The following is a 24652-nucleotide window of genomic DNA, read 5'->3' as shown; positions in this document are numbered from 1 at the left end:
TCGCTCGCGTACTGGAGTTTTGCTGTCATGCGCCTGGTCCAGCTTTCTCGTCATAACATTGCGTTCCCTTCTCCGGAAGGGGCGCTGCGTGAGCCCAATGGGCTGCTGGCCCTTGGCGGTGACCTTAGTCCTGCGCGGCTATTGATGGCGTACCAGCGCGGTATATTCCCCTGGTTTTCTCCCGGCGACCCCATTTTATGGTGGTCTCCCGACCCGCGTGCCGTGCTGTGGCCAGAGCAGTTTCACCTCAGCCGCAGCATGAAGCGTTTCCATGCAAAATCACCATACCGCGTCACCCTCAACCACGCCTTTGGTCAGGTCATTGAAGGCTGTGCCGAAGACCGCTTTGAGGGAACATGGATAACCCGCGATATTATTACCGCCTACCACCAGCTTCATGAGCTTGGCTACGCTCACTCCATCGAGGTATGGGATGGTGGAGCACTCGTCGGCGGCATGTACGGCGTAGCGCAAGGCACGCTGTTTTGCGGTGAGTCGATGTTCTCCCGCGCAGTTAATGCCTCGAAAACCGCGCTGCTGGTCTTCAGCCAGTCGTTTGCCCAGCGCGGCGGACGCCTGATCGATTGTCAGGTGCTCAACGAGCATACCGCCTCCCTGGGTGCCGTTGAAATCCCGCGACGCCAGTACATCGAACAACTCGATGCCAGCCGCCAGGAGAGGCTTCCGCGCGACTTCTGGATACCGAGAACGCTCTTTATGCCCAATGCCTAAATGTTTTCCGCATATTTTTTGTGAGGGTGTTATAATTATGCCGCAGAGTAGCTTCTGCCTGTTGCCCCGCCGCCGTTTGGGACCCTCGCTTCAGATAACGTCCTGACGTTTATCCTGTTGTCTCCCCTTTACGAATGCGCTTCCTGTTCGGTTGTACCGTGACGCTTGGGCAATGCGCCGAAACTGTTTTGCTGCGTTTTAATCGCGCAATTCTTTACTTAATTGATGAATTTCGGCATTATCTTGCCGGTTCAAAACTTGGTAGTGATACCCCAGAGGATTAGATGGCCAAAGAAGACAATATTGAAATGCAGGGTACCGTACTTGATACGTTGCCTAATACCATGTTTCGCGTAGAGCTGGAAAACGGTCACGTGGTAACTGCGCACATCTCCGGTAAAATGCGCAAAAACTACATCCGCATTTTGACGGGCGACAAAGTGACTGTTGAACTGACCCCGTACGACCTGAGCAAAGGCCGCATTGTCTTCCGTAGTCGCTAATTGTTTTCGCCTGTAATGGCAGATGAATATTAAATAAGGCCGGGTAATCCCGGCCTTTTCTGTTTTCTCTTATCAGAAGCACATCAAACGTTAGCCACGTTAAAACCAATATCGATTAACGATGTCAGTTCCGCGCCGGCAAACTGTCTAGCCCGATAGCATTCGCCCGGGAACTCCGGATAGCCGTCCAGCGAACAGATAACATCATAGATGGTGGCAACAATCTTACCGCCCACATCACTGATAAAGAATGAACGTGCGTGATTGGTGTAAATACTGTAGTACTGGCCGTAGTCGAATACAGCCCCCATGAAATCGGTGATCTGCGGGACTCTGTCTTGCGGCAGTGCAATAGTTGAACCCACTGTAGTTGCTGTTTTAGCCTGGAGATCTACATAGTAAAACATCACCCGGGCGGGCTCGGTTTGATAAACCTCGGTACTAGCATCCTCAGTAATCGCGCGCGTGAGCGCTTCTCCTGTTGTACTTAGGCAAGATCGGTTATCAAACAGAGAGAGAACAAATTTCCCAGAACCCGGAATGTTGTAATCAGAAAAAACCGCATTGTTGGTAACAAAAACCGTATGAGCGCCGTTTTCAAACGCGGTTATACCCGACGTATCTATTTTCGTTACCGTCGTCCCGGATGGGAATTGTGCATTAAAGTTGCCGGTATTAATGGTCCACTGGATAGCCCCATCTGTCGGCGAGATACCAAATGTCACCCCTGCTGAGCGCGAGTGAACAATAATCACGTCGCTGTACGCCCCCGTCCCGTTAAACACAGAAAGTGAATTGAGGTGGGCATCATTTGTTGGGCTGTTATTCAGGATCAGCGCATTATCAAATGAACGGGTATAGTTTTTAGCCCATATCATTTTACCGGTTTGATCGTTGAATTTGAGGATCGATGCATCCTGCCTCATGGTATTTGTCGAGCGATCCGGGTTGTCGTTACCAATCATATACAGATCGCCGTTTGAGTCCCAGACCAGATCGTGCGTGTTGGCGTAATGATTGCCATCCTGATCCCGCATATCAAATTCCAGAACGATATTCCCGAGGATGTCAATTTTGAAGAAACGGCGACCATACCAGTGTTCGTCTTCATCGCTGCCGATATAAAAATAACCCTTATTGGTCTTTAGCATCTGATTACGATAGGGCTGGGCGTAATAACAACGAAGATCGCCATTCTGATCGTAACCATCGCAGTTGGTTGTCATTAACCAGCTATTTCCCCACACGCTGGAAAAAAGTTCGGGATCAGTATGCTCAATGTCGAGATGAAAGATCGTCGCATCCCGGTAGGTCTGGTCGAGGGTGCTTATCGTAAAAGTACTGTTATAAATTTCAATACCACTGGCATTATAAAAAATAATCTCAACTTCATTGACGTCGTTCGCGTAAAGACCTATTACCGGAACGTTAAGTTCTTTCGTCAGGTCTGTAATCAATTCAGTATGGGTATAAGTAAAATCCACGCCTGTCGTGCTGGTGTTACGTTTAAGTACCTTATAAGAAAAAGTGATGGGTTCATCAATTGAAAAACTGATATAGGCCGCAAGCTGGTTGTTTGCAGGGGCAAGCTCCGTTCCTGTATTAATAATTGCCATGTTATTCACCTGTAAGTAATGCGTTACTGTTGGACTTCCATTACACGCATCTCATTCACCTGTTGGGGAATGACCTTATTTCCGTTTCTGAGATAATCAATAACCGCATCAGAGAGGTTATAACCGCCTCTGACCTGTTTATTCTTACCTTCGGTAAAAGCCATAAAGCCATCGCCACCGGGAGCTAAAAAACTGTTGGTAACAACACGGTACGTTTCAGTATCTGCGATTGCCTTACCATTAAGCGTGAACGATACCACGCGTTGATTCAGTGGCTTGCGTGGGTCATATTGCATCTCCATGCCCCTTGACATCTGCAATACGCCATTGCTGAGTGATGCACCATGTTCCATTAAATTGCGCAAAGACTTTCCGGTTAAATCCATCACGGTAAGCTCATTAGGGAACGGGAAAGCGCTGATAACATCACCAAGGGTAATTGGACCAGCATTCAGATCGGCGCGCAGGCCGCCAGAGTTAGTCAGAGCGAGTTGCGCATCGGGTGCATCAGCAAGCATGGCGTCGGTAAACAGATTTCCCAGCGAAGAAGACTCTCCGTAGGCGCGGGTCAAGGCGATAGGGGTTTCACCCACCTTTTGACGAACGGTTTTAGAAAGCTTTTTATTCCAGCTATCAATCACGCCCTGAGTTACAGGGTCCGGCTTCCACTCATCGGCATAAACCGTCTTGAGTTCAAAGGACTTAACCACATGCTGGCGTGTTTTTGGGTTAATATCCAGAACCAGCTTTCCGATATCGATTCCACCGCTGTCTGTCGACAGCACCAATGTTTTCCCCACCTTAATCGGCTCCGGCGTACCAACATGCGCGTGTCCGGTAATCAAAATATCCAGCCCTTTCACCTGCTTCGCAGTCTGAATGTCTTTATCAAGCGCACGCTTCACGTCGGTATTACCAATGCTTGACTGCCGGGCGGGAAATCCTTCATGCATCAGTGCAACGGTGATATCAACCTTACCGCGGATTTCATCCAGATAGCGCTGCAGGTATTTCACCTCATCCCGGGCCTCAATGCCCTGACGCATTGCCGAAGACACTGTATCGTTGAACGCAAATACGCCGTGCAATCCAATCACGCCAATTTTCACCCCATCCTTTTCCAGAATGGTATAGGGCTTGTTCCAGAAAGGCATCTGACTATTCTGATAAAAGACATTACCCAGCAAAATGGGAAATTTTGCCTGGCTGAACTGCAGCAGCGTATTATCCCAGCCGTGATCGAATTCATGATTACCAACGGAAGCGGCATCCAGCGACATAGTATTCAGGATATCAATGATTGCCTTTCCTTTTGTCAGACTACTGATGTACGGCCCGGTAAAATAATCACCCGCATCAAAATAAAATGTCGCCTTATTATGTGTTTTCTCCTGTTTAACCAGCGTCGAAATATTGGCAAAACCACCCACCAGCCGCTTACCTTCTGCGACATACGGTATCTTGTAAGGCTCAACGTGAGCATGGAGATCGTTGGTGTAAATAATGGTTATATCCTGAGCAAAGCTATGGCTGGCACAGGCCGTTAATAAGGCAACAGCAACAAGGGTCCGTTTCATTTTTTATCCTTAAATTAAAAAAGGAGTTCCATTTTGACGAGGTGATAAACCGTTTTTGTGAACATCTTCACGATTGAAAAATGGCAAAGACCTCACTATCACTCGACTGACAAAATGAGTTGGCGCGGAGTCATGAGCAGGATTCGAAAAATAGATCTTAACGTCTGTAAGAGTGCTTTATGCCCGAATCTCGGCATTGCAAATGCCAGCGACTACGTATGGCCTGTTTATCGCCTGGGCTACGCTGCGCTTGAGTGCGGGAAATGCGGCAGTTTGCCACCGCTCTTTGATGAAACGGAATACAGTGCATGGTTTGCCCGGCTGATGGGCGATAAGCTAGGTGCCACCGGGCTGGGATGTCCTCGCTGTTATACAACGGAGATGATTCATTACGGTCAAACGCGCGCGGGCAGTGCACGTCTTCAATGCCGTGCCTGCCGGACGGTTTTCACACCGCAGCGCCTGACGGCGCATCAGCAGGAAAGCGTCGCAAACCTTCTGCGACGACTGGATGCGGGACAATATGACAGTGAAACAACGGCTTATCGCATGCTCACCCTGGCGGTGAACGAATGTGAACGACGATTGCGCCTCCCCGCGCCAGGGGCTACGTCTGTCGCTACGCGGATCTTTACCCTTCCCTTTCAGGGCAGAACAGCTGCAGAAAAAATTTTCGTCATTGTAAGCGCAGACATTAATTCCGGCATGGTTTTGCAAATCTCCACTAATTACTGCACCTGGAGCACGGGTGAAATACTTCGCTATCGGGCATCCGACAGCGAAGTACCTCAACATTCACATGCCTGTACGATAGAGCAGGTTATTCTGCAAGAGAAACACTTTATGCAGCGCAGCCAGTTTGATGAGATTGCCTTCGGTAGCGCACGTCTTAAACAAAATGCACGGGGATGTATCGTGCGCCCGGTGATCGCTATACATGGCCATTTTCAGCGCCTGCGCATTCTTTTTCCTCAGGTGTCAGATCATTTTCTGGCGCATGAATGTGTCCTGCGAGGCGCAGCAATTACGGCATGGTCTGCAGAAGTACGCAGCGCAAAGACCGATCTGTGGTTCGTGGTGGAAGACAACTCAGATTGCAAATCCGCTGCTGAGCAATATCGGCTTATCGGAACCTGGTATGCAGGATGGTGGAATAACCGCTGGCAACAATGGAGCCAGGGTGAAAATCACAAACTGATTAGCCCGCTTACCGGGCAAAAAAAAGCGCTTAACCCTACTCAAATCTCCCTTGGCGCCTGCACACGGTTTATAGACTGGCTTGAGGCCCATCCATGGCTGGCGCGCAGCAACACGCTGAGCGCTCGGGTGGTAAGTCTGCATCTGGTATGTCTGGCACAGATCTATAACCAGACGCGGCATCAAGGACCGGACTGAGACACGAACAAAAAAGAGGATCTGAGACAAAAAAGCCGGGTTAACAAACCCGGCTTTTAGAGTAAAACAACTTAGTGAGCCGCTTCCGGCTTGTGCTTCGCTGCACTCTGGAAATCGTACGTCAGTTCATTCTTCGCCTGGTCCAGCGCTACGGTCACCTGACCGCCATCCACCAGCGAGCCAAACAGCAGCTCGTTTGCCAGCGGTTTCTTCAGGTTGTCCTGAATGACGCGCGCCATCGGACGGGCCCCCATCGCACGGTCGTAGCCTTTCTCGGCCAGCCAGTTGCGGGCCTCCTGGCTCACTTCCAGCGACACGCCTTTCTGATCCAGCTGGACCTGCAGTTCGACGATAAACTTGTCCACCACCTGATGGATCACGTCGGTAGACAGGTGATCGAACCAGATAATGTTGTCCAGACGGTTACGGAACTCCGGCGTGAAGATCTTTTTGATCTCCTCCATCGCATCGGTGCTGTTATCCTGGTGGATCAGGCCGATGGATTTACGCTCGGTTTCACGCACCCCGGCGTTGGTGGTCATCACCAGCACCACGTTGCGGAAGTCCGCCTTGCGCCCGTTGTTGTCGGTCAGCGTCCCGTTATCCATCACCTGCAGCAGGATGTTGAACACGTCCGGGTGCGCTTTCTCGATTTCATCGAGCAGCAGGACGGCGTGCGGATGCTTGATCACCGCGTCGGTGAGCAGGCCGCCCTGGTCAAAGCCCACGTAGCCCGGAGGCGCACCAATCAAACGGCTGACGGTGTGACGCTCCATATACTCGGACATATCAAAGCGCAGCAGCTCGATACCCAGCGCTTTGGAGAGCTGAACCGTTACCTCGGTTTTCCCCACGCCCGTCGGGCCAGCGAACAGGAAGGAACCGACAGGCTTGTGGTCATGCCCCAGCCCGGCGCGGGCCATCTTGATCGCTTCGGTTAAGGCCTCAATGGCTTTATCCTGACCAAAGACCAGCATTTTCAGGCGATTGCCGAGGGTGCGCAGCGTGTCGCGGTCGCTCTGAGAAACGCTCTTCTCAGGGATACGCGCGATGCGGGCCACCACTGACTCAATATCCGCCACGTTAACGGTTTTCTTACGCTTGCTGGCCGGCATCAGGCGCGCGCGCGCCCCTGCCTCATCAATCACGTCAATCGCCTTATCCGGCAGGTGACGATCGTTGATGTATTTCACCGCCAGCTCCACCGCCGCACGGACCGCTTTCGCGGTGTAACGCACGTCGTGGTGCGCTTCGTACTTTGGCTTCAGGCCGTTGATAATCTGCACCGTTTCCTCGACGGACGGCTCGGTCACGTCGATTTTCTGGAAGCGGCGCGCCAGCGCACGGTCTTTCTCAAAGATGTTGCTGAACTCCTGGTAGGTCGTGGAGCCAATCACGCGGATCTTGCCGCTGGAGAGCAGCGGTTTGATCAGGTTCGCGGCATCCACCTGGCCACCGGAGGCCGCACCCGCGCCGATGATGGTGTGGATCTCATCGATAAACAGGATGCTGTTGGTGTCCTGCTCCAGCTGTTTCAACAGCGCCTTGAAGCGTTTTTCAAAATCACCGCGGTATTTGGTGCCCGCCAGCAGCGAGCCAATATCCAGCGAGTAGATGGTGCAGTCGGCAATGACTTCCGGCACGTCGCCCTGCACAATACGCCAGGCAAGACCTTCGGCAATCGCGGTTTTACCCACGCCAGATTCCCCCACCAGCAGCGGGTTGTTCTTGCGGCGACGGCACAGCACCTGGATTGCGCGCTCCAGCTCTTTATCGCGACCAATCAGCGGGTCGATACCGCCAACGCGAGCAAGCTGGTTAAGGTTGGTGGTGAAGTTTTCCATACGATCCTCCCCGCCTGCTTGCTCTTCATTGTTATTGACCTGATTGCTGGAATCCGATGCCTGGTTAGGCTCGTCTTTGCGCGTACCGTGAGAAATAAAGTTAACCACGTCGAGGCGGCTGACTTCGTGTTTGCGCAGCAGGTAGGCAGCCTGTGACTCCTGCTCGCTGAAGATGGCGACTAAGACGTTTGCGCCAGTCACTTCGCTACGCCCGGAAGACTGGACGTGGAATACCGCACGCTGCAGCACGCGCTGGAAGCTGAGCGTCGGCTGCGTGTCGCGCTCTTCTTCACTGGCTGGCAGCACCGGTGTGGTTTGTTCGATGAAGGCTTCGAGTTCCTGACGTAGCGCAACCAGATCCACGGAGCAGGCTTCCAGCGCTTCGCGGGCAGATGGGTTGCTAAGCAGTGCGAGCAGTAAATGCTCGACGGTCATAAACTCATGTCGGTGCTCACGCGCTCTGGCGAAAGCCATGTTTAAACTGAGTTCCAGTTCTTGATTGAGCATAGGCACCTCCCCCAATTTTATGCCTTATCAGGCCTTTTCCAGCGTACACAGCAACGGATGCTCGTTCTCCCTCGCATAGTCGTTCACCATCGCCACTTTGGTTTCCGCCACTTCGGCAGTGAAGATGCCGCAGATAGCTTTGCCACGATAATGAACGGTAAGCATCAGTTGCGTTGCACGTTCTACATCATAAGAAAAGAACTTTTGTAGCACGTCAATAACAAATTCCATCGGCGTGTAATCATCGTTCATTAACATAACTTTATACATAGATGGCGGTTTTAGCGCGTCGCGCACTTTGTCTTCCGCCAGCTGATCAAAATTCAGCCAATCGTTGGTCTTACCCATTATGCATAACCACTTTGAATCTACCTCAGATGTTAGATAACAATCATCTATTACTGTCATCCGCGATGTCTGTCACAAACTGTTGCAATAGCGTTAACTGCTTCAAACTTTGGTTGATTATTGTCCCATCTCCAACGCCAAACGCTTGACGACTTCTTTCGTTTCTCTAAATTGTACAAGCGTGAGATGGCGAGGTTTTGAACAGCCCCCACTCCACCACCGGTTCATTCCATCTTAACTTATAAGATTTACGAAGGATGTCGAAGCATGGAAATGGGTACTGTTAAGTGGTTCAACAACGCCAAAGGGTTTGGCTTCATCTGCCCCGAAGGCGGCGGCGAGGATATCTTCGCTCACTATTCCACCATTCAGATGGATGGCTACAGAACGCTCAAAGCCGGGCAGTCCGTCCGGTTCGATGTACATCAGGGACCAAAAGGCAATCATGCAAGCCTAATCGTACCCGTTGAAGCAGAGACGGTTGCATAGCTCTCTGTTTTATTGTGTACATCCCGCAGTCAAAATGCCAGCCCGATCGGCTGGCATTTTTATTTTCGGGTTATTCCCGAGCCAGCGCGTCCACCGGATCCAGCCGCGCCGCGTTGCGGGCGGGCAACCAGCCAAACAAAATGCCGGTAAAGGTTGAACACAAAAACGCGGTAATGATGGCAACCGGCGAGAAGCCAATTTCCCAGCCGGGTAAAAAGAGCTGGAGCGCGAAGGCGATCATCATCGAGAGCGCAATGCCCATCGCACCGCCGACCAGACACACCAGCACCGCTTCAATCAAAAATTGCTGCAGCACGTCGCTGGCCCGGGCCCCAACCGCCATGCGGATGCCAATCTCCCGGGTGCGCTCGGTTACCGACACCAGCATGATGTTCATCACCCCGATACCGCCGACGACCAGCGAAATCACCGCCACCAGCGTGAGGAACAGCTGAAGAGTACGTGTGGTCTTTTCCGCCGTTTTCAAGAGGCCGTCCATATTCCAGGTGAAGAAATCTTTCTTCCCGTGGCGCAGGGTTAATAGCCGCTCAAGCTGCTGTTCGGCGAGCGCGCTGTCGTAGCCCTCCTTCACGCGTACGGTGATGGAGTTGAGCCATGACTGCCCCATAATCCGCCCGGAGATGGTGGTGTAGGGCAGCCAGACGCGCAGGATTTTGCTGCTGCCAAACATCGACTGCTTCTCTTCCGCCACGCCGATGACCGTGGCAGGCATGTTGCCGACCAGGATCACTTCGCCCACCACGTTGGCTTTATTGGGGAAGAGCTGCCTGCGTGAGTTTGCGTCCAGCACAACCACCTGCGCCCTGCCCGCCAGCTGCTCGGCGTTGAAGGTGGCGCCTTCGCTGAAGGTCATGCCGTAGACGTTGAAATAGTCTCCGCTCACGCCGTTAGCGCTGGCGGCAACGTCAACGTTGCCCACGCGCAGACGCAGGTTCTGCGACACCGCAGGCGTGGCCGAATTAACCCACGGCTGCTTCTGAATCGCCGCCAGATCGTCATATTTCAGCGCCTGCTGATACTGCGGCTCGTCGTCGCCAAAGTCTTTGCCGGGATAGACGTCAATGGTATTGGTGCCGATGGCGCGGATATCTGCCAGCACCAGCTGCTTGGCCGCGTCGCCCACCACCACGATCGACACCACCGAGGCGATACCGATAATGATGCCGAGCATCGTCAGCAGGGTGCGCATTTTGTTGGCCGCCATCGCCAGCCAGGCCATGGCCAGCGCCTCGCGAAAGCCGCTGGAAAACTGTCCCCAGCCGGTTGATGCCGGTAGCACTTCTTTCGGCGCCGTTGCCCTGGACTCACGCGGCGGCGGGTTGCTGACCAGCTCGCCGTCGTGGATCTCAATAATGCGTTCCGCCTGCGCCGCCACCTGCGGATCGTGGGTAACGATAATCACCGTATGCCCCTGATCGCGAAGCTGATGCAGGATCGCCATCACCTCTTCGCCGGAATGGCTGTCGAGCGCGCCGGTCGGTTCATCCGCGAGGATCACCTGCCCGCCGTTCATCAGGGCACGGGCGATACTCACGCGCTGCTGCTGGCCGCCGGACAGCTGCGAGGGCTGGTACTCCACCCGCTCCGCCAGCCCCAAACGCGTCAGCAGCATCTGTGCGCGCTCAAGGCGCTTTTTACGCTCGACGCCCGCATACACCGCAGGCACTTCCACGTTCTGAGCCGCATTCAGGTGAGAAAGCAGGTGGTAACGCTGGAAGATAAAGCCGAAATGTTCCCGACGCAGCTTCGCCAGCGCATCGCCGTCCAGCGTGGATACATCCGTCCCGGCTACGCGATAGGTACCGCTGGTCGGTTTATCCAGGCAGCCGAGAATGTTCATCAGCGTCGATTTACCGGAACCCGATGCCCCGACAATGGCCACCATCTCGCCCGCTTCCACGCGCAGGGAGATGCCCTTCAGCACCTCCACCGGGCCGTCGCCGGAGGGATAGCTGCGACGAATGTTATTTAGCTCAAGCAGCGCCGTCATTTAGCGGCTCCGGGCAGGCTTTCGCTGACAACAATCTCCTCGCCCTCTTCCAGCCCTTTCACCACCACCACGTCGGTGTCGTTACGCTCGTCGATCACGACCTCGCGCTCGCGCGTTTCGCCGTTGCGCAGCACTTTCACTTTATAACGGCTATCCCCGGCGGACTCGCCGAGCGCAGAAAGCGGGATAGTCAGCACGTTCTTCACGCCGGTCAGCTGGATATGCACCTGGGCGGTCATGTCCAGACGCAGCACGCCCTGCGGGTTTGGCACCTCAAAGCGGGCATAGTAGAAGATAGCGTCGTTAACTTTTTCCGGCGTCGGCAGAATGTCTTTCAGCACGCCTTCGTAGCGCGTCTGCGGGTCTCCCAGCACCGTAAACCAGGCTTTCTGCCCGGGCTTAAGGTGGATAACATCCGCCTCTGAGACCTGGGCTTTGACCAGCATGGTGCTCATGTCCGCCAGCGTCAGAATGTTTGGCGCCTGCTGCGCGGCAATCACCGTCTGGCCCTGGAGCGTAGTGATCTGGGTGACTTCGCCCGCCATCGGCGCAACGATTTTGGTGTAGTCGAGGTTGGTTTTCGCCGTATCCAGCGAGGCCTGGTTGCGTTTGATTTGCGCGTCAATCGTGCCAATCTGCGCCTGTTTCACCGCCAGTTCAGTAGTGGCAGTATCTAAATCTTGTTTCGAAATAGCCTGGGTTTTAGCCAGCGCCTGCTGACGGGTCAGCGTCACCTGGGCCAGGTTACGTTCTGCCTGTGCCTGCGCTCGCTGCGCTCGCAATTCCATCAGCGTGGCTTCCACCTCGCGGATCTGGTTCTCAGCCTGCTCAGGATCAATAACGCCGAGCAGCTGGCCTTTTTTCACCTTGTCGCCAATCTCAACCGACAGCGTTTTCAGCTGGCCGCTGACCTGAGCGCCGACGTCAACCTTACGCAAAGCGTCAAGCTTACCCGTCGCGAGGACGTTTTGCTGCAGTTCGCCCGGGCGAACAATGAGTGTCTGATACTGCGGCACCGGCGCATTCAGCATCTGCCATAGCCAGTACCCACCGGCTAAAACCACGACCGCCAGCAGCAGAAACAGCGTTCTGCGTTTTCCCTTGAGGTTCATAAATATTCCAAATAAATGTTCTGGCAATTATAAATGTTGATTCTATCTAAACGACTCTTCAACGAAACCCCCGTTATCCGAAATCGCCCTAATTTGTTTACGAGACGTTGACATTTCCCCTGTTGAAATAGCGATATTCCAAAAGGATCAGGATCTATCATGTCTTCTATCGTCGATACCTCACTTTCAAACCTGCCGCAGCCAAAATCCGGCTGGCAGCTTTTCAAAAACCTGGCTTTCGGTGAGATCGCGCCCGGGCTGGCATGGGAAAAAACCGCCTACCGACGTAAGTTCATGCTGCGTTCACTGGCGACACCGCTTAGCACCGCGCGTCTGCTGTCTGAGCTTGCCAGGCATCCGCACCTGATGCAAATGCTCCAGGTTCAGCCGGGGCTGCCCTGCCGCCTTCATCGTCCGTGGTTGACGGTCAATATGGATCGACAGCGTGCGCTGGAATCGCTTGCCTGGCACTATCAGATGATGTGTCGCCAGCTGCCGGCTACGCTGACTAGTGGCTATCTTTCAAAGCAGGGCGTGACCCTGCTGACCATAATCGGAAAAGATGAACAGCAATTTACCGTCCGCCTGTGTGCCGACGCGTTTATGGATAAAGAGGGAGAAGCTACCCTCGTTTTCTGTGACAGTCAAAATACGGCGCTGGCGGAGATGACCTTTACGCTGTGCCAGTTTGAGGGAAAATCGACGCTGTTCATTGGCGGTTTGCAGGGCGCAAAAGCGCATGTTCCCCATGAGCTGATCCAGGGTGCGACGAAAGCCTGCCATGGCCTGTTCCCGAAACGTCTGCTGGTCGAGGCCGCCATGACGCTCGGCGCCGCGTTCCCGGTAGAGCAAATTGTCGCCGTCAGTAACGATACCCATATTTATCGCAGCTGGCGCTACCGCAAGAAAAAAGAGGGGAAACTGTTGGCCGATTACGACAGTTTCTGGACCTCCCTCGGCGGTGAAAAGCAGGACAACGGTAACTTTATGCTGCCGCTCGTCATGCCGCGTAAACCGATGGAAGAGATCGCGAGCAAAAAGCGTTCCGAATATCGCCGCCGCTACGCGCTGCTGGATAGCCTGATTCAGCAGGTGAAACAGGCAACCCAACGCTAATCCGCTTTCCCGCGTGCCAGCCACAGCACGCGGGAGAACATCTTCCGCAGCAGGGCCGGCACCGCCTCCACGCCCCGCCTCCCTGCTTCCGTCGCCACTTCAATGGCTAAATCCGGTTTTGACGAACGATGAATGGCTTTGGCGATCACGCGCCGCATGTTCATCGGGACATCGACCGGCACCATGGCAATTCGGTGGAAGACGTCGTCGAACCCCTGACGATACATAAAGTGTTCCATATCCATCGCGGGGAGCATGGTTAAATGGTCGCGCTCTTCCTCGCGCTCGTTATTCAGCAGGCTACGCACGGTCGAGGCATATTTTTTACCCGCCTCATCACCGTCTACCAGCACGTGCCACTCGATCCCCATCCGGCGGGCAAATTTTATCAGCGGCTTTAATCCCGACTGGGCGAATTCAATCACCTTAATGCCTTCCGCATCAAAATGGTGGCCGCACTGGCGCGCCAGCTCGTTGATGACCCAGGTTTCCGTTTCCCCCTCCACCAGCAGCCAGCAGCGGGCAAAGAGCGACGACGCCCGGTTAAAGCGAATATGAAACGCGATGCGCCGCCCGTCTTCCGCGTTCAAACCGCCAGGCCCAAGGCGGAAAGCAGTGACGCGGGAGGATTCACGCACCAGGCGACAGACGTGTTCTACCGGCGTCAGCGATAATAACTCCCCGGAATTGGTGGTCGTAATGCGCTGGAGCGGCAGCAGATTCAGCAGATGCCATGCCACGGAGAGCATGATGGGATGCAGGCGCGTTTCCGGATCTTCAACCAGCAGCAGCGGCCGGGCGTCCCGGTCAAGACGAACGGTGCCTTTGGCCTGCAGAAGCGTTGAAAACAGCCCCAGCAAAATCACCCGATGGGTACGACCACCGGGCCGGTCGATCATCCGGTTAATAATGTCGAGATAACGCCAGCTTCGCTGCTCATCATGAGAGCGGCGGCGCATCAGACGATGGCGGGACTGTGACGTTCCCTGCTCGGAAAAATAGTGCTCCAGGAGCTGTACCATCGCGGACAACCCCTGACGGATTTGACCATCGGTAAGATTTTGCGGACGCGACACCAGCTCTCTTGCCAGAAAATCCAGCTCGCGGGCGGTGACTTCCACTTCCGGCATATTGGGTACGGTACCGTTACGAATACGGCGCATAAAGCGCGCATCGCGCAGGCGCAGCACCGGCGTCAGGCGGATCAGGTGACGGGCCAGGTCGTCGATATTGTCCAGCGGGATCGGGTTGGCTTTCTCATCGAGAAAATCACGCAGGGTGAGGACCCCCTCATTTTCCGCCATCTCCCCTTCCAGCCGATAGAATATCCGGTGGAAACCGTCATCGCACGGCACCCAGCAGGGTGACAGCGGGCGGAAACGACGCACGCGGTGACGTCCGGGCTCGGATTCACGGAACGTCAGGATGATATGCAGGTGCTTCTCGCGCCCCGTCACGTCGCCGGGGGGAAACCAGAAATCGTCGCGGACGAAGTGATACAGATCGTCTTCGGGCGAAAGCAGTAGCGTCAGCGCATCCAGCAGGCTGGACTTACCCCACGCGTTCTCGCCGATCAGGACGTTGTTCTGCTCCAGCTGCAGCGACAGGCGGTTAATACCGCGAAAGCCAACAATTTCCACACGTTCGAGAAGCATAAATCCCCCGCCAAATGACCACTTTTTCCTTTAAGTTATCAGCAGTATAGCGGCAGGAACCCAGGCACGACAGCACAACATTCATCCTTGCGAGAATTGGTCTATGCTCTATTTACCGCTGATTTGAACAAGGATTGACATCACATTGCCTTAAATCAAATTAATCGAATTTATTTAAGTGGCGAAGGGGTGTTGATGGTTTCTAAAATACAGGCTCTTTGAGTCGTCATCCCTTTATGGCGAAATATCCCGCGCGGGAAAGCGTGCGGATAATTATTTTGAGGTGGTTATGTTTAGAAAATTAGCGGCAGAATGTTTTGGTACATTCTGGCTGGTATTTGGCGGCTGCGGTAGTGCAGTGCTGGCAGCGGCATTCCCGGAATTAGGCATTGGTTTTGTCGGCGTCGCGTTGGCGTTTGGTTTAACCGTATTAACCATGGCATTTGCCGTGGGGCATATTTCCGGCGGCCATTTTAACCCGGCAGTGACGTTAGGTTTATGGGCAGGCGGCCGTTTCCCGGCTAAAGACGTGATTGGCTACATTGTGGCGCAGGTGGTTGGCGGTATTATTGCGGCAGGTGTTCTGTACGTGATTGCCAGCGGCAAAGCAGGCTTTGACGCCGCAGCCAGCGGCTTTGCCTCTAACGGCTTCGGAGAACATTCTCCAGGCGGCTACTCCATGCTGTCTGCCATCGTGATTGAAATTGTGCTGACCGCGGGCTTCCTGCTGGTTATTCACGGCGCAACGGACAAATACGCACCTGCAGGCTTCGCGCCAATCGCCATTGGTCTGGCGCTGACGCTGATTCACCTGATCTCAATCCCGGTGACCAACACCTCCGTTAACCCGGCGCGCAGCACCGCCGTCGCCATCTTCCAGGGCGGCTGGGCGCTTGAGCAGCTGTGGCTGTTCTGGGTGATGCCAATTATCGGCGGTATCCTGGGCGGCGTGCTGTATCGCACCCTGCTGGAAAAACGCGATTAATCTTTCCCCCTCTCCCTTTGGGAGAGGTCCGGGGTGAGGGCAACAGGCCGCACACCCCAGATAGACACAAGCCGGGTAAGGCGTAACGCCACCCGGCTTTTTTATTGTTCCTTTACCTGACAGCCTTTATTGGGTAGTGTCTCTGGCGCTCAACAGATACTCAAAAGGACCGGCTGTTCATGTTTTCAGGACTCCTCATTATTCTGCCGCCCCTGATTGCGGGCTACCTTATCCCGCTGCGTCAGGAATCTGCATTACGGTTAATCAACCGTTTTCTCAGCTGGATTGTTTACGTCATTCTTTTCTTTATGGGGATAAGCCTGGCCTTCCTGGATAACCTGTCGGCGAATTTACTGTCTATCCTCCATTATTCTGTCGTCACCGTGGTGGTTATTTTGCTGTGCAATATTGCCGCGCTGCTTTGGCTGGAACGCACTATTCCATGGAAAAATCACCATCATCAGGAAAAACTCCCTTCACGAATTGCAATGGCGCTTGAATCATTAAAATTATGCGGCGTCGTGGTGCTCGGTTTTCTTCTTGGACTGACCGGTTGGGCATTTTTACAGCACGCGACAGAGGCCAGTGAGTATACGCTGATCTTCCTGCTGTTCTTGATCGGTATTCAGCTGCGAAATAATGGCATGACGCTGAAACAAATTGTCCTCAACCGTCGGGGAATGATGGTTGCCGTGATTGTTGTCGCCAGTTCAATGGTGGCGGGAGTCATTAATGCCCTTATTCTCGATCTGCCGCTGAAAACCGGCCTGGCGATGGCGTCAGGTTTTGGCTGGTATTCCCTTTCCGGTATTCTGCTGACCGAATCATTCGGCCCGGTAATCGGCAGCGCCGCCTTCTTTAACGATCTGGCGCGCGAGCTGATTGCCATCATGCTGATCCCGAGCCTGGTTCGCCGCAGTCGCTCTACCGCGCTGGGCCTGTGCGGCGCAACGTCGATGGACTTTACCATGCCGGTATTACAACGCTCCGGAGGGCTGGAGATGGTGCCCGCGGCTATCGTTCACGGCTTTATTTTAAGTCTTCTGGTTCCGGTCATGATGGCCTTCTTCTCTGCCTGATACTTCTTTGGCGGTAGTTTTCCTGCCGCCAAAATTGCGCTAAATCAATCTCCCTCTATTTTGTAGCAGAAAGCCCTTTTCACCGTTCTGGCACAGGCATAACCTTAAACATGTATATTAAATATAAGTTTAACAGGTGTGATTATGTTTTGTGTGCAATGTGAACAAACCATCCGTACTCCGGCAGGCAATGGCTGCTCTTACGCACAGGGTATGTGCGGCAAAACCGCAGAAACATCTGACCTGCAGGACCTGCTGATTGCGGCTCTGCAAGGCCTTTCCGCATGGGCTTTCAAAGCCCGTGAATACGGCATTGTCGATCACTACGTCGACAGCTTCGCTCCACGCGCGTTTTTCTCCACGCTGACCAACGTTAACTTCGATTCTCCGCGCATTGTCGGCTACGCCCGCGAAGCGATTGCCCTGCGTGAAGCGCTGAAAGCACAGTGCCTGAAGGCGGACGCCAGCGCCCGGGTGGAAAACCCGATGTCCGAACTGCAGTTGGTGAGCGACGATCTGGGTGACCTGCAGCGTCAGGCGGCAGAATTCACCCCAAACAAAGACAAAGCGGCAATTGGCGAGAACATTCTCGGCCTGCGCCTGCTGTGCCTTTACGGGCTGAAGGGCGCTGCGGCCTATATGGAGCACGCACACGTGCTAGGTCAGTACGACAACGACATCTACGCCCAGTACCACAAAATCATGGCGTGGCTGGGCACCTGGCCTGCCGATATGAATGCCCTGCTGGAGTGCTCAATGGAAATCGGCCAGATGAACTTCAAAGTGATGAGCATTCTGGATGCCGGTGAAACCAGCACCTACGGCCACCCGACGCCAACGCAGGTCAACGTCAAGGCGACCGAAGGCAAGTGCATCCTTATTTCAGGTCACGACCTGAAAGATCTCTACAACCTGCTGAAGCAAACCGAAGGCACCGGCGTTAACGTTTATACCCACGGCGAAATGCTGCCGGCGCACGGCTACCCGGAGCTGCGCAAGTTTAAGCATCTGATCGGTAACTACGGCAGCGGCTGGCAGAACCAGCAGGTTGAGTTCGCCCGTTTCCCTGGCCCTATCGTGATGACCTCTAACTGCATAATCGACCCTACCGTCGGCGCGTATGACGACCGCATCTGGACGCGCAGCATCGTCGGCTGGCCGGGCGTGAGCCATCTTGAAGGCGACGATTTCGGGCCGGTTATCGTCCAGGCGCAGCAGATGGCGGGCTTCCCGTACAGCGAGATCCCACACCTGATCACCGTCGGCTTCGGTCGTGAAACCCTGCTGGGTGCCGCTGATTCGCTGATCGATCTCGTCAGCCGTGAAAAGCTGCGCCACATCTTCCTCGTCGGCGGCTGCGACGGCGCGCGCGGCGAGCGTAACTACTTCACCGATTTCGCCACCAGCGTGCCGGAAGACTGCCTGATCCTGACCCTGGCGTGCGGCAAATACCGTTTCAACAAGCTGGATTTCGGCGACATCGAAGGTCTGCCGCGCCTGATCGATGCGGGCCAGTGTAACGATGCTTACTCGGCCATCATTCTGGCAGTCACCCTGGCGGAGAAACTGGGCTGCGGCGTGAACGACCTGCCGCTGTCGCTGGTGCTGTCATGGTTTGAGCAGAAAGCGATTGTCATCCTGCTGACCCTGCTCTCTCTCGGCGTCACCAACATCGTGACCGGTCCTACCGCGCCTGGCTTCCTGACGCCGGACCTGCTGGCGGTGCTGAACGAGAAATTCGGCCTGCGTTCCGTGACCAACGTTGAAGATGATATGAAGCAGCTGCTAAGCGCGTAAGGAGTGATTCATGACCATGCCAACCTCACAATGTCCGTGGCGGATGCAGGTTCATCACATCCATCAGGAGACGCCGGATGTGTGGACGCTGTCGTTGCTGTGCCATGACTACTATCCGTATCGTGCAGGCCAGTATGCGCTGGTGAGCGTTCGCAACTCGGCGGAGACCCTGCGCGCCTACACGATCTCCTCCACGCCGGGCGTGAGCGAGTACATTACGCTCACCGTCCGCCGCATTGACGACGGAGCGGGCTCCCAGTGGCTGACGCGGGACGTGAAGCGCGGGGATTACATCTGGCTGTCAGACGCGCAGGGGGAATTCACCTGTGACGACAAAGCAGACGATAAATTCCTGCTGCTGGCGGCAGGCTGTGGCGTAACGCCAATTATGTCGATGCGCCGCTGGCTGGCGAAAAATCGCCCGCAGGCCGACGTGCAGGCGATCTTCAGCGTGCGTTCCCCGGAAGATGTGATTTTTGCCGGGGAGTGGCGTGATTATCCGGTGACGCTGGTGGCTGAGCACAACGCGACCCACGGCTTTGTGCCCGGTCGCCTAAGCCGCGAACTGCTGCAATGCGTGCCGGATGTTGCGAACCGCACCGTGATGACATGCGGACCGGCGCCGTACATGGATATCGTGGAAAAGGAAGTGAAAGCGCTTGGCGTGACCCGCTTCTTCAAAGAGCAGTTCTTCACGCCGGTGGCGGAAGCGGCGACCAGTGGGATTAAGTTCACCAAACTGCAGCCTGCGCAAAGCTTCTTTGGCCGCGTGGGGACAACGCTGATTGAGGCTCTGGAAAGCAACAAGGTGCCGGTAGTGGCTGCCTGTCGTGCGGGCGTGTGCGGCTGCTGTAAGACGAAGGTAGTTTCCGGGGAGTATACCGTCACCAGCACCATGACGCTGTCCGACGCGGAAATTGCCGAGGGTTACGTGCTGGCATGTTCGTGCCACCCGCAAGGGGATTTGGTCCTCGCATAAACGGTAAACGTTCAATCGTAGGCCCGGTAAGCGCTAGCGCCACCGGGCTTTTGTTATCCTCACCGCCACACAGGACCTTTACCCAGCGCAAACCGCCCGGCCCCTAAAAACGCGACAGCCAGCGAGCCGATAAAGAAGTACACCAGGCTTTCAATCGCCCATGCGCCTACCTTATCGAGGGCGAGCGTTTCACCCATTCCCACCATCAGCCACGCCACAATCATCGTAAAGGCCAGCACCAGCGCGGCCGGACGCGTAAAGAGCCCGACAATAATCAGGATCGGTGCCACCACTTCGCCAACCAGCACGCCGTAGGCGATAAATCCCGGCAGCCCTTTTTCCACCAGCATGCCGCTGATAAACCCCACGCCGCCAAAAAGCTTGTGCAAACCGTGAAAGAGCATCAGTCCGCCGACGGCAAGTCGTAACAAGAGTTTGCCAAGATCGTCGCACGATAGCTTTTCATTAACAGCAATTAACAATGATTTAACCATTTGAAATGATTCCTGTTTTAACTGAGATACCACCAGATTATGCCGAATAATTGCGCGTGAAAAGCACCTTTTAATTGGGGGAATGCGACGGGCAATACGGAGACTTTCTTCTAAGCTTGTAAGCGATATCACAAAAAGGAGACGGAAAACCATGAAACAAACCGTGGCTGCATATATAGCGAAAACGCTCGAACAGGCTGGCGTGAAACGTATCTGGGGCGTGACCGGCGATTCCCTGAACGGACTTAGCGACAGCCTCAATAAGATGAAAACCATCGAATGGATGCCTACCCGCCATGAAGAGGTTGCCGCCTTCGCCGCAGGCGCTGAAGCACAGCTCACGGGGGAGCTGGCCGTCTGTGCGGGCTCGTGCGGGCCGGGTAACCTGCATCTGATCAACGGCCTGTTCGACTGTCACCGTAACCACGTGCCGGTGCTGGCCATTGCCGCCCATATCCCCTCTTCCGAAATCGGCAGCGGCTATTTTCAGGAGACGCATCCGCAGGAGCTGTTCCGTGAATGCAGCCACTATTGCGAGCTGGTTTCATCCCCGGAGCAGATCCCGCAGGTGCTGGCGATCGCCATGCGCAAGGCCGTGCTGAACCGCGGCGTTTCTGTGGTCGTCATCCCGGGCGATGTAGCCCTCAAGGCCGCGCCGGAAGGGGCCAGCACCCACTGGTATCACGCCCCGCAGCCCGTCGTTACGCCTGCTGAAGAGGAGCTGAAAAAGCTGGCGCAGCTGCTGCGCTACTCCAGCAATATCGCCCTGATGTGCGGCAGCGGCTGCGCGGGCGCCCACAAGGAGCTGCTTGAATTCGCGGGTAAGCTAAAAGCGCCGATTGTCCACGCCCTGCGCGGCAAAGAACACGTCGAATACGACAACCCCTTTGATGTGGGGATGACCGGGCTGATTGGTTTCTCTAGCGGCTTCCACACCATGATGAACGCCGACACGCTGATCCTGCTGGGTACCCAGTTCCCGTATCGCGCGTTTTACCCGACGGATGCGAAAATCATTCAGATTGATATCAACCCGGCCAGCATTGGCGCACACAGCAAGGTCGATATGGCGCTGGTGGGCGACATCAAATCCACCCTTGCCGCCCTGCTGCCGCTGCTGGAAGAGAAAACCGATCGCAAGTTCCTTGATAAGGCGTTGAGCGATTATCGCGATGCCCGCAAGGGGCTGGACGACCTCGCCAAACCGAGCGACAAAGCCATTCACCCGCAGTATCTGGCGCAGCAGATCAGCCATTTCGCTGACGACGATGCCATCTTCACCTGCGACGTGGGCACGCCAACCGTCTGGGCGGCCCGCTATCTGAAAATGAACGGCAAGCGCCGCCTGCTCGGCTCGTTTAACCACGGCTCGATGGCCAATGCCATGCCGCAGGCACTGGGCGCAAAAGCGACGGCGCCGGAGCGTCAGGTGGTGGCGATGTGCGGCGATGGCGGGTTCAGCATGCTGATGGGGGACTTCCTGTCGGTGGTGCAGATGAAGCTCCCGCTGAAAATCGTGGTCTTCAACAACAGCGTGCTGGGCTTCGTGGCGATGGAGATGAAGGCCGGAGGCTACCTGACGGACGGCACCGAGCTGCACGACACCAACTTCGCCCGCATCGCCGAGGCCTGCGGCATCACCGGTATTCGCGTGGAGAAAGCCTCAGAGGTGGATGAAGCCCTGCAGCGCGCTTTTTCCATCGACGGCCCGGTGCTGGTGGATGTTGTCGTCGCCAAAGAAGAGCTGGCGATCCCGCCGCAGATCAAGCTGGAACAGGCCAAAGGCTTTAGCCTCTATATGCTGCGCGCCATCATCAGCGGTCGCGGTGACGAGGTGATCGAACTGGCAAAAACCAACTGGCTCAGGTAAAACATTTCGCATGACCTCTTAAATTAAAGGGATGTGAAATGATTGATTTACGCAGTGATACCGTAACCCGCCCGAGCCGCGCCATGCTCGAAGAGATGATGGCCGCCCCGGTCGGGGACGACGTCTACGGCGATGACCCGACGGTCAACGAACTGCAGCGCTACGCGGCTGAACTGAGCGGCAAGGAGGCCGCCCTGTTCCTGCCAACCGGTACGCAGGCCAACCTGGTCGCGCTGCTCAGCCACTGCGAGCGCGGTGAAGAGTACATTGTCGGCCAGGGCGCGCATAACTACCTCTACGAAGCAGGCGGTGCCGCCGTGCTCGGCAGCATTCAGCCGCAGCCGATTGACGCCGCGCCGGACGGCTCCCTGCCGCTCGATAAAGTCGCGGCGAAAATCAAAGCCGACGATATTCACTTCGCCCGCACCAGGCTGCTCAGCCTCGAAAACACCCACAACGGCAAAGTGCTGCCGCGCGAGTACCTGAAAGCAGCGTGGGAATTCACCCGCGAGCGCAGGCTCGGCCTGCACGTTGACGGCGCGCGTATCTTTAACGCCGTGGTGGAGTATGGCTGCGAGCTGAAAGAGATTGCGCAATACTGCGACTCGTTCACCATCTGCCTCTCAAAAGGGCTGGGAACGCCCGTAGGTTCCCTGCTGGTGGGCAATGCGGACTACGTCAAGCGCGCCAACCGCTGGCGCAAAATGACCGGCGGCGGCATGCGTCAGGCGGGTATTCTGGCGGCTGCCGGGCTATATGCCCTGAAAAACAACGTGGCGCGCCTGAAGGACGATCACGACAACGCCGCGTGGATGGCGGCGCAGCTGCGCGAGATTGGTGCCGACGTGATGCGTCACGACACCAACATGCTGTTCGTTCGCGTGGGCGATAACCACGCCGCTGCGCTGGGTGAATTTATGAAATCACGTGGCGTGCTGATCAACGCCTCACCGGTCGTGCGCCTGGTCATGCATCTTGACGTGAGCCGCGAACAGCTGGTGGACGTGGTGAAACACTGGCAGGCGTTTTTACAGCGATAAGGAGCATTACGTGCCGCAACGAATTCTGGTGCTCGGCGCCAGCGGGTACATCGGTCAGCATCTCACCGTGGCGTTGAGCCAGCAGGGACACCAGGTGCTGGCAGCGGCACGCAACACCGAACGCCTGCAAAAACTCAGTTTGCCCGGGGTTACCTGTCACAACGTTGACCTCAACTGGCCGAAGGAGCTTCCCGCGCTGCTGGAAGGGGTCGACACCCTTTACTACCTGGTACACAGCATGGGCGAAGGCGGGGATTTTATCGCCCACGAGCGACAGGTGGCGATGAACGTCCGCGATGCCCTGCTGCAAACCCCGGTGAAGCAGGTGATCTTTTTAAGCTCGCTTCAGGCGCCTGAACACGAGCAATCCGATCATCTTCGTGCCCGCCAGCTGACGGCTGAAACCCTGCGCGGCGCCACTATCCCTGTTACCGAACTGCGCGCCGGGATCATCGTCGGCGCAGGCTCCGCCGCCTTCGAAGTGATGCGCGATATGGTCTACAACCTGCCGGTACTCACGCCGCCGCGCTGGGTGCGTTCGCGCACCACGCCGATTGCGCTGGAGAATTTACTGCATTATCTGGTGGCCCTGCTGGATCATCCGGCGGAGCAACACCGCGTGCTGGAGGCGGCTGGCCCTGAAGTGCTGAGCTATCAGGAGCAGTTCGAACATTTCATGCGCGTCAGCGGCCGCCGCCGCTGGCTAATCCCCATCCCCTTCCCGACCCGCTGGATTTCGGTGTGGTTTTTGAATGTGATCACCTCCGTGCCGCCGACGACCGCCAAGGCGCTGATCCAGGGACTCAAACACGATTTACTGGCGGACGATCGCGCGCTGCGGGCACTCATTCCCCAGGACCTGATCCGCTTTGATGATGCCGTGCGCAATACGCTGAAAGAGGAAGAGCAGCTGGTGAACTCCAGCGACTGGGGCTACGACGCCCAGGCGTTTGCCCGCTGGCGGCCGGAGTACGGGTATTACCCAAAACAGGCGGGCTGCACGGTGAAGACTTCTGCCAGCCTTGCAGATCTGTGGGAGGTAGTGAACCAGATTGGCGGCAAGGAACGTTATTTCTTCGGTAATATCCTCTGGCAAACGCGTGGGGCGATGGACCTGCTGGTGGGCCACCGGCTGGCGAAAGGCCGCCCGGCACGCCCGTATCTTGAGGTGGGCGACACGGTAGACAGCTGGAAGGTGATCATCGTCGAGCCGGAAAAACAGCTGGCACTGCTATTCGGTATGAAAGCCCCGGGGCTGGGCCGACTCTGCTTTACCCTCAAAGACAAAGGCGATCGTCGTGAGCTGGACGTCCGCGCCTGGTGGCATCCGCACGGAATGCCGGGTCTGTTCTACTGGCTGTTGATGATCCCCGCCCACCTGTTTATCTTCCGGGGAATGGCGAAACGCATTGCGCAACGGGCAGAAAAAAAGATGAAAATAAGTTAATAAAACACTCTTTCTTTCACCTTTCCCATTGCATAGCGCCGTAATTCACGAAAGAA

General features: G+C 55.6%; 20 protein-coding genes. 12 read left to right on the top strand and 8 right to left on the bottom strand.

The annotated features are described in order from the left end of the window. Nucleotides 1-27: 27 nt before the first annotated feature. Together aat and infA are read left to right on the top strand one after the other, a co-directional pair. Entirely contained in the window at nt 28-732 is a 705-nt protein-coding gene (aat, locus tag KGP24_RS07750) for a leucyl/phenylalanyl-tRNA--protein transferase (protein WP_223562915.1), read from the top strand. Nucleotides 733-1016: 284 nt separating this feature from the next. Next, nucleotides 1017-1235 carry a translation initiation factor IF-1 gene (gene infA, locus KGP24_RS07745; protein ID WP_002211347.1) on the top strand — a complete coding sequence of 73 codons (219 nt, stop codon included), beginning with the start codon at nt 1017-1019 and terminating at the stop codon, nt 1233-1235. Between the two features lie 83 nt (nt 1236-1318). Here the strand turns inward: infA and KGP24_RS07740 are convergent, their stop codons facing one another. After that, nucleotides 1319-2851 (bottom strand): aryl-sulfate sulfotransferase, encoded by a 1533-nt coding sequence (locus tag KGP24_RS07740; RefSeq protein ID WP_223562914.1) that lies wholly within the window; start codon nt 2849-2851, stop codon nt 1319-1321. Nucleotides 2852-2874: 23 nt separating this feature from the next. Continuing rightward, nucleotides 2875-4428, bottom strand: a complete 1554-nt coding sequence (locus tag KGP24_RS07735; RefSeq protein ID WP_223562913.1) for a bifunctional UDP-sugar hydrolase/5'-nucleotidase — start codon at nt 4426-4428, stop codon at nt 2875-2877. Between the two features lie 57 nt (nt 4429-4485). Between KGP24_RS07735 and KGP24_RS07730 the strand changes: the two genes are divergently transcribed. Continuing rightward, complete coding sequence (locus tag KGP24_RS07730) at nt 4486-5823, top strand: cytoplasmic protein (RefSeq protein ID WP_223562912.1); 1338 nt, start codon at nt 4486-4488, stop codon at nt 5821-5823. A 71-nt stretch (nt 5824-5894) separates the two neighbouring features. Here KGP24_RS07730 and clpA read toward each other — a convergent pair whose 3' ends face one another. Continuing rightward, entirely contained in the window at nt 5895-8174 is a 2280-nt protein-coding gene (gene clpA / locus KGP24_RS07725; RefSeq protein WP_023335109.1) for an ATP-dependent Clp protease ATP-binding subunit ClpA, read from the bottom strand. A 27-nt stretch (nt 8175-8201) separates the two neighbouring features. Continuing rightward, complete coding sequence (gene clpS, locus KGP24_RS07720; RefSeq protein WP_223562911.1) at nt 8202-8522, bottom strand: ATP-dependent Clp protease adapter ClpS; 321 nt, start codon at nt 8520-8522, stop codon at nt 8202-8204. A gap of 267 nt (nt 8523-8789) precedes the next feature. On the opposite strand from clpS, the gene cspD reads away from it, so the two are divergent. Continuing rightward, nucleotides 8790-9011, top strand: a complete 222-nt coding sequence (gene cspD, locus KGP24_RS07715) for a cold shock-like protein CspD (RefSeq protein ID WP_006809408.1) — start codon at nt 8790-8792, stop codon at nt 9009-9011. A 70-nt stretch (nt 9012-9081) separates the two neighbouring features. Here the strand turns inward: cspD and macB are convergent, their stop codons facing one another. Together macB and macA are read right to left on the bottom strand one after the other, a co-directional pair. Further along, nucleotides 9082-11022, bottom strand: a complete 1941-nt coding sequence (macB, locus tag KGP24_RS07710) for a macrolide ABC transporter ATP-binding protein/permease MacB (protein WP_223562910.1) — start codon at nt 11020-11022, stop codon at nt 9082-9084. Beyond that, nucleotides 11019-12134 (bottom strand): macrolide transporter subunit MacA, encoded by a 1116-nt coding sequence (gene macA, locus KGP24_RS07705; RefSeq protein WP_223562909.1) that lies wholly within the window; start codon nt 12132-12134, stop codon nt 11019-11021. Before macA ends, macB begins: the two co-directional genes overlap by 4 nt. Before the next feature lie 159 nt (nt 12135-12293). Here macA and KGP24_RS07700 point away from each other — a divergent pair, with 159 nt between their 5' ends. Beyond that, nucleotides 12294-13250: a VirK/YbjX family protein gene (locus tag KGP24_RS07700; protein WP_223562908.1), complete on the top strand. Its 957-nt coding sequence runs from the start codon at nt 12294-12296 to the stop codon at nt 13248-13250. On the opposite strand, the gene KGP24_RS07695 is transcribed toward KGP24_RS07700, so the two are convergent. Continuing rightward, a complete protein-coding gene (locus KGP24_RS07695; RefSeq protein ID WP_223562907.1) occupies nt 13247-14905 on the bottom strand; it encodes an ATP-dependent endonuclease in 1659 nt (552 codons plus the stop codon). The two genes, KGP24_RS07700 and KGP24_RS07695, sit on opposite strands and share 4 nt — an antisense overlap. A 289-nt stretch (nt 14906-15194) precedes the next feature. Here KGP24_RS07695 and aqpZ point away from each other — a divergent pair, with 289 nt between their 5' ends. The 4 genes from aqpZ (at nt 15195) to hcr (ending at nt 19745) form a co-directional block, all read left to right on the top strand. Continuing rightward, the gene (gene aqpZ, locus KGP24_RS07690) at nt 15195-15890 is read left to right on the top strand and encodes an aquaporin Z (RefSeq protein ID WP_223562906.1); all 696 of its coding nucleotides are present in this window, start codon (nt 15195-15197) and stop codon (nt 15888-15890) included. Between the two features lie 179 nt (nt 15891-16069). Continuing rightward, a complete protein-coding gene (locus KGP24_RS07685; RefSeq protein ID WP_223562905.1) occupies nt 16070-16969 on the top strand; it encodes a lysine exporter LysO family protein in 900 nt (299 codons plus the stop codon). A gap of 144 nt (nt 16970-17113) precedes the next feature. Next, a complete protein-coding gene (gene hcp, locus KGP24_RS07680; RefSeq protein ID WP_223562904.1) occupies nt 17114-18766 on the top strand; it encodes a hydroxylamine reductase in 1653 nt (550 codons plus the stop codon). A 10-nt stretch (nt 18767-18776) separates the two neighbouring features. After that, nucleotides 18777-19745, top strand: coding sequence for an NADH oxidoreductase (gene hcr / locus KGP24_RS07675; protein WP_223562903.1), 969 nt, complete (start codon nt 18777-18779; stop codon nt 19743-19745). Nucleotides 19746-19804: 59 nt separating this feature from the next. Here hcr and KGP24_RS07670 read toward each other — a convergent pair whose 3' ends face one another. Continuing rightward, a complete protein-coding gene (locus KGP24_RS07670; RefSeq protein ID WP_223562902.1) occupies nt 19805-20239 on the bottom strand; it encodes a DoxX family protein in 435 nt (144 codons plus the stop codon). A 151-nt stretch (nt 20240-20390) separates the two neighbouring features. On the opposite strand from KGP24_RS07670, the gene poxB reads away from it, so the two are divergent. From poxB to KGP24_RS07655, 3 genes are read left to right on the top strand one after another with little or no spacing between them, the layout of a single operon-like run. Then, on the top strand, nt 20391-22109 hold the full coding sequence (gene poxB / locus KGP24_RS07665) for a ubiquinone-dependent pyruvate dehydrogenase (RefSeq protein ID WP_023310968.1): 1719 nt from the start codon (nt 20391-20393) through the stop codon (nt 22107-22109). Nucleotides 22110-22147: 38 nt separating this feature from the next. Further along, nucleotides 22148-23149: a low-specificity L-threonine aldolase gene (ltaE, locus tag KGP24_RS07660; protein ID WP_223562901.1), complete on the top strand. Its 1002-nt coding sequence runs from the start codon at nt 22148-22150 to the stop codon at nt 23147-23149. 10 nt (nt 23150-23159) lie between these two features. Then, on the top strand, nt 23160-24596 hold the full coding sequence (locus tag KGP24_RS07655; RefSeq protein ID WP_223562900.1) for an SDR family oxidoreductase: 1437 nt from the start codon (nt 23160-23162) through the stop codon (nt 24594-24596). Nucleotides 24597-24652 lie beyond the last annotated feature (56 nt).

This window comes from Enterobacter sp. JBIWA008 (genome assembly GCF_019968765.1).
Classification (GTDB): Bacteria; Pseudomonadota; Gammaproteobacteria; order Enterobacterales; family Enterobacteriaceae; genus Enterobacter.
The sequence above is the reverse complement of the archived record's forward strand: the minus strand, read 5'-3'. Positions and strand labels throughout refer to the sequence as shown.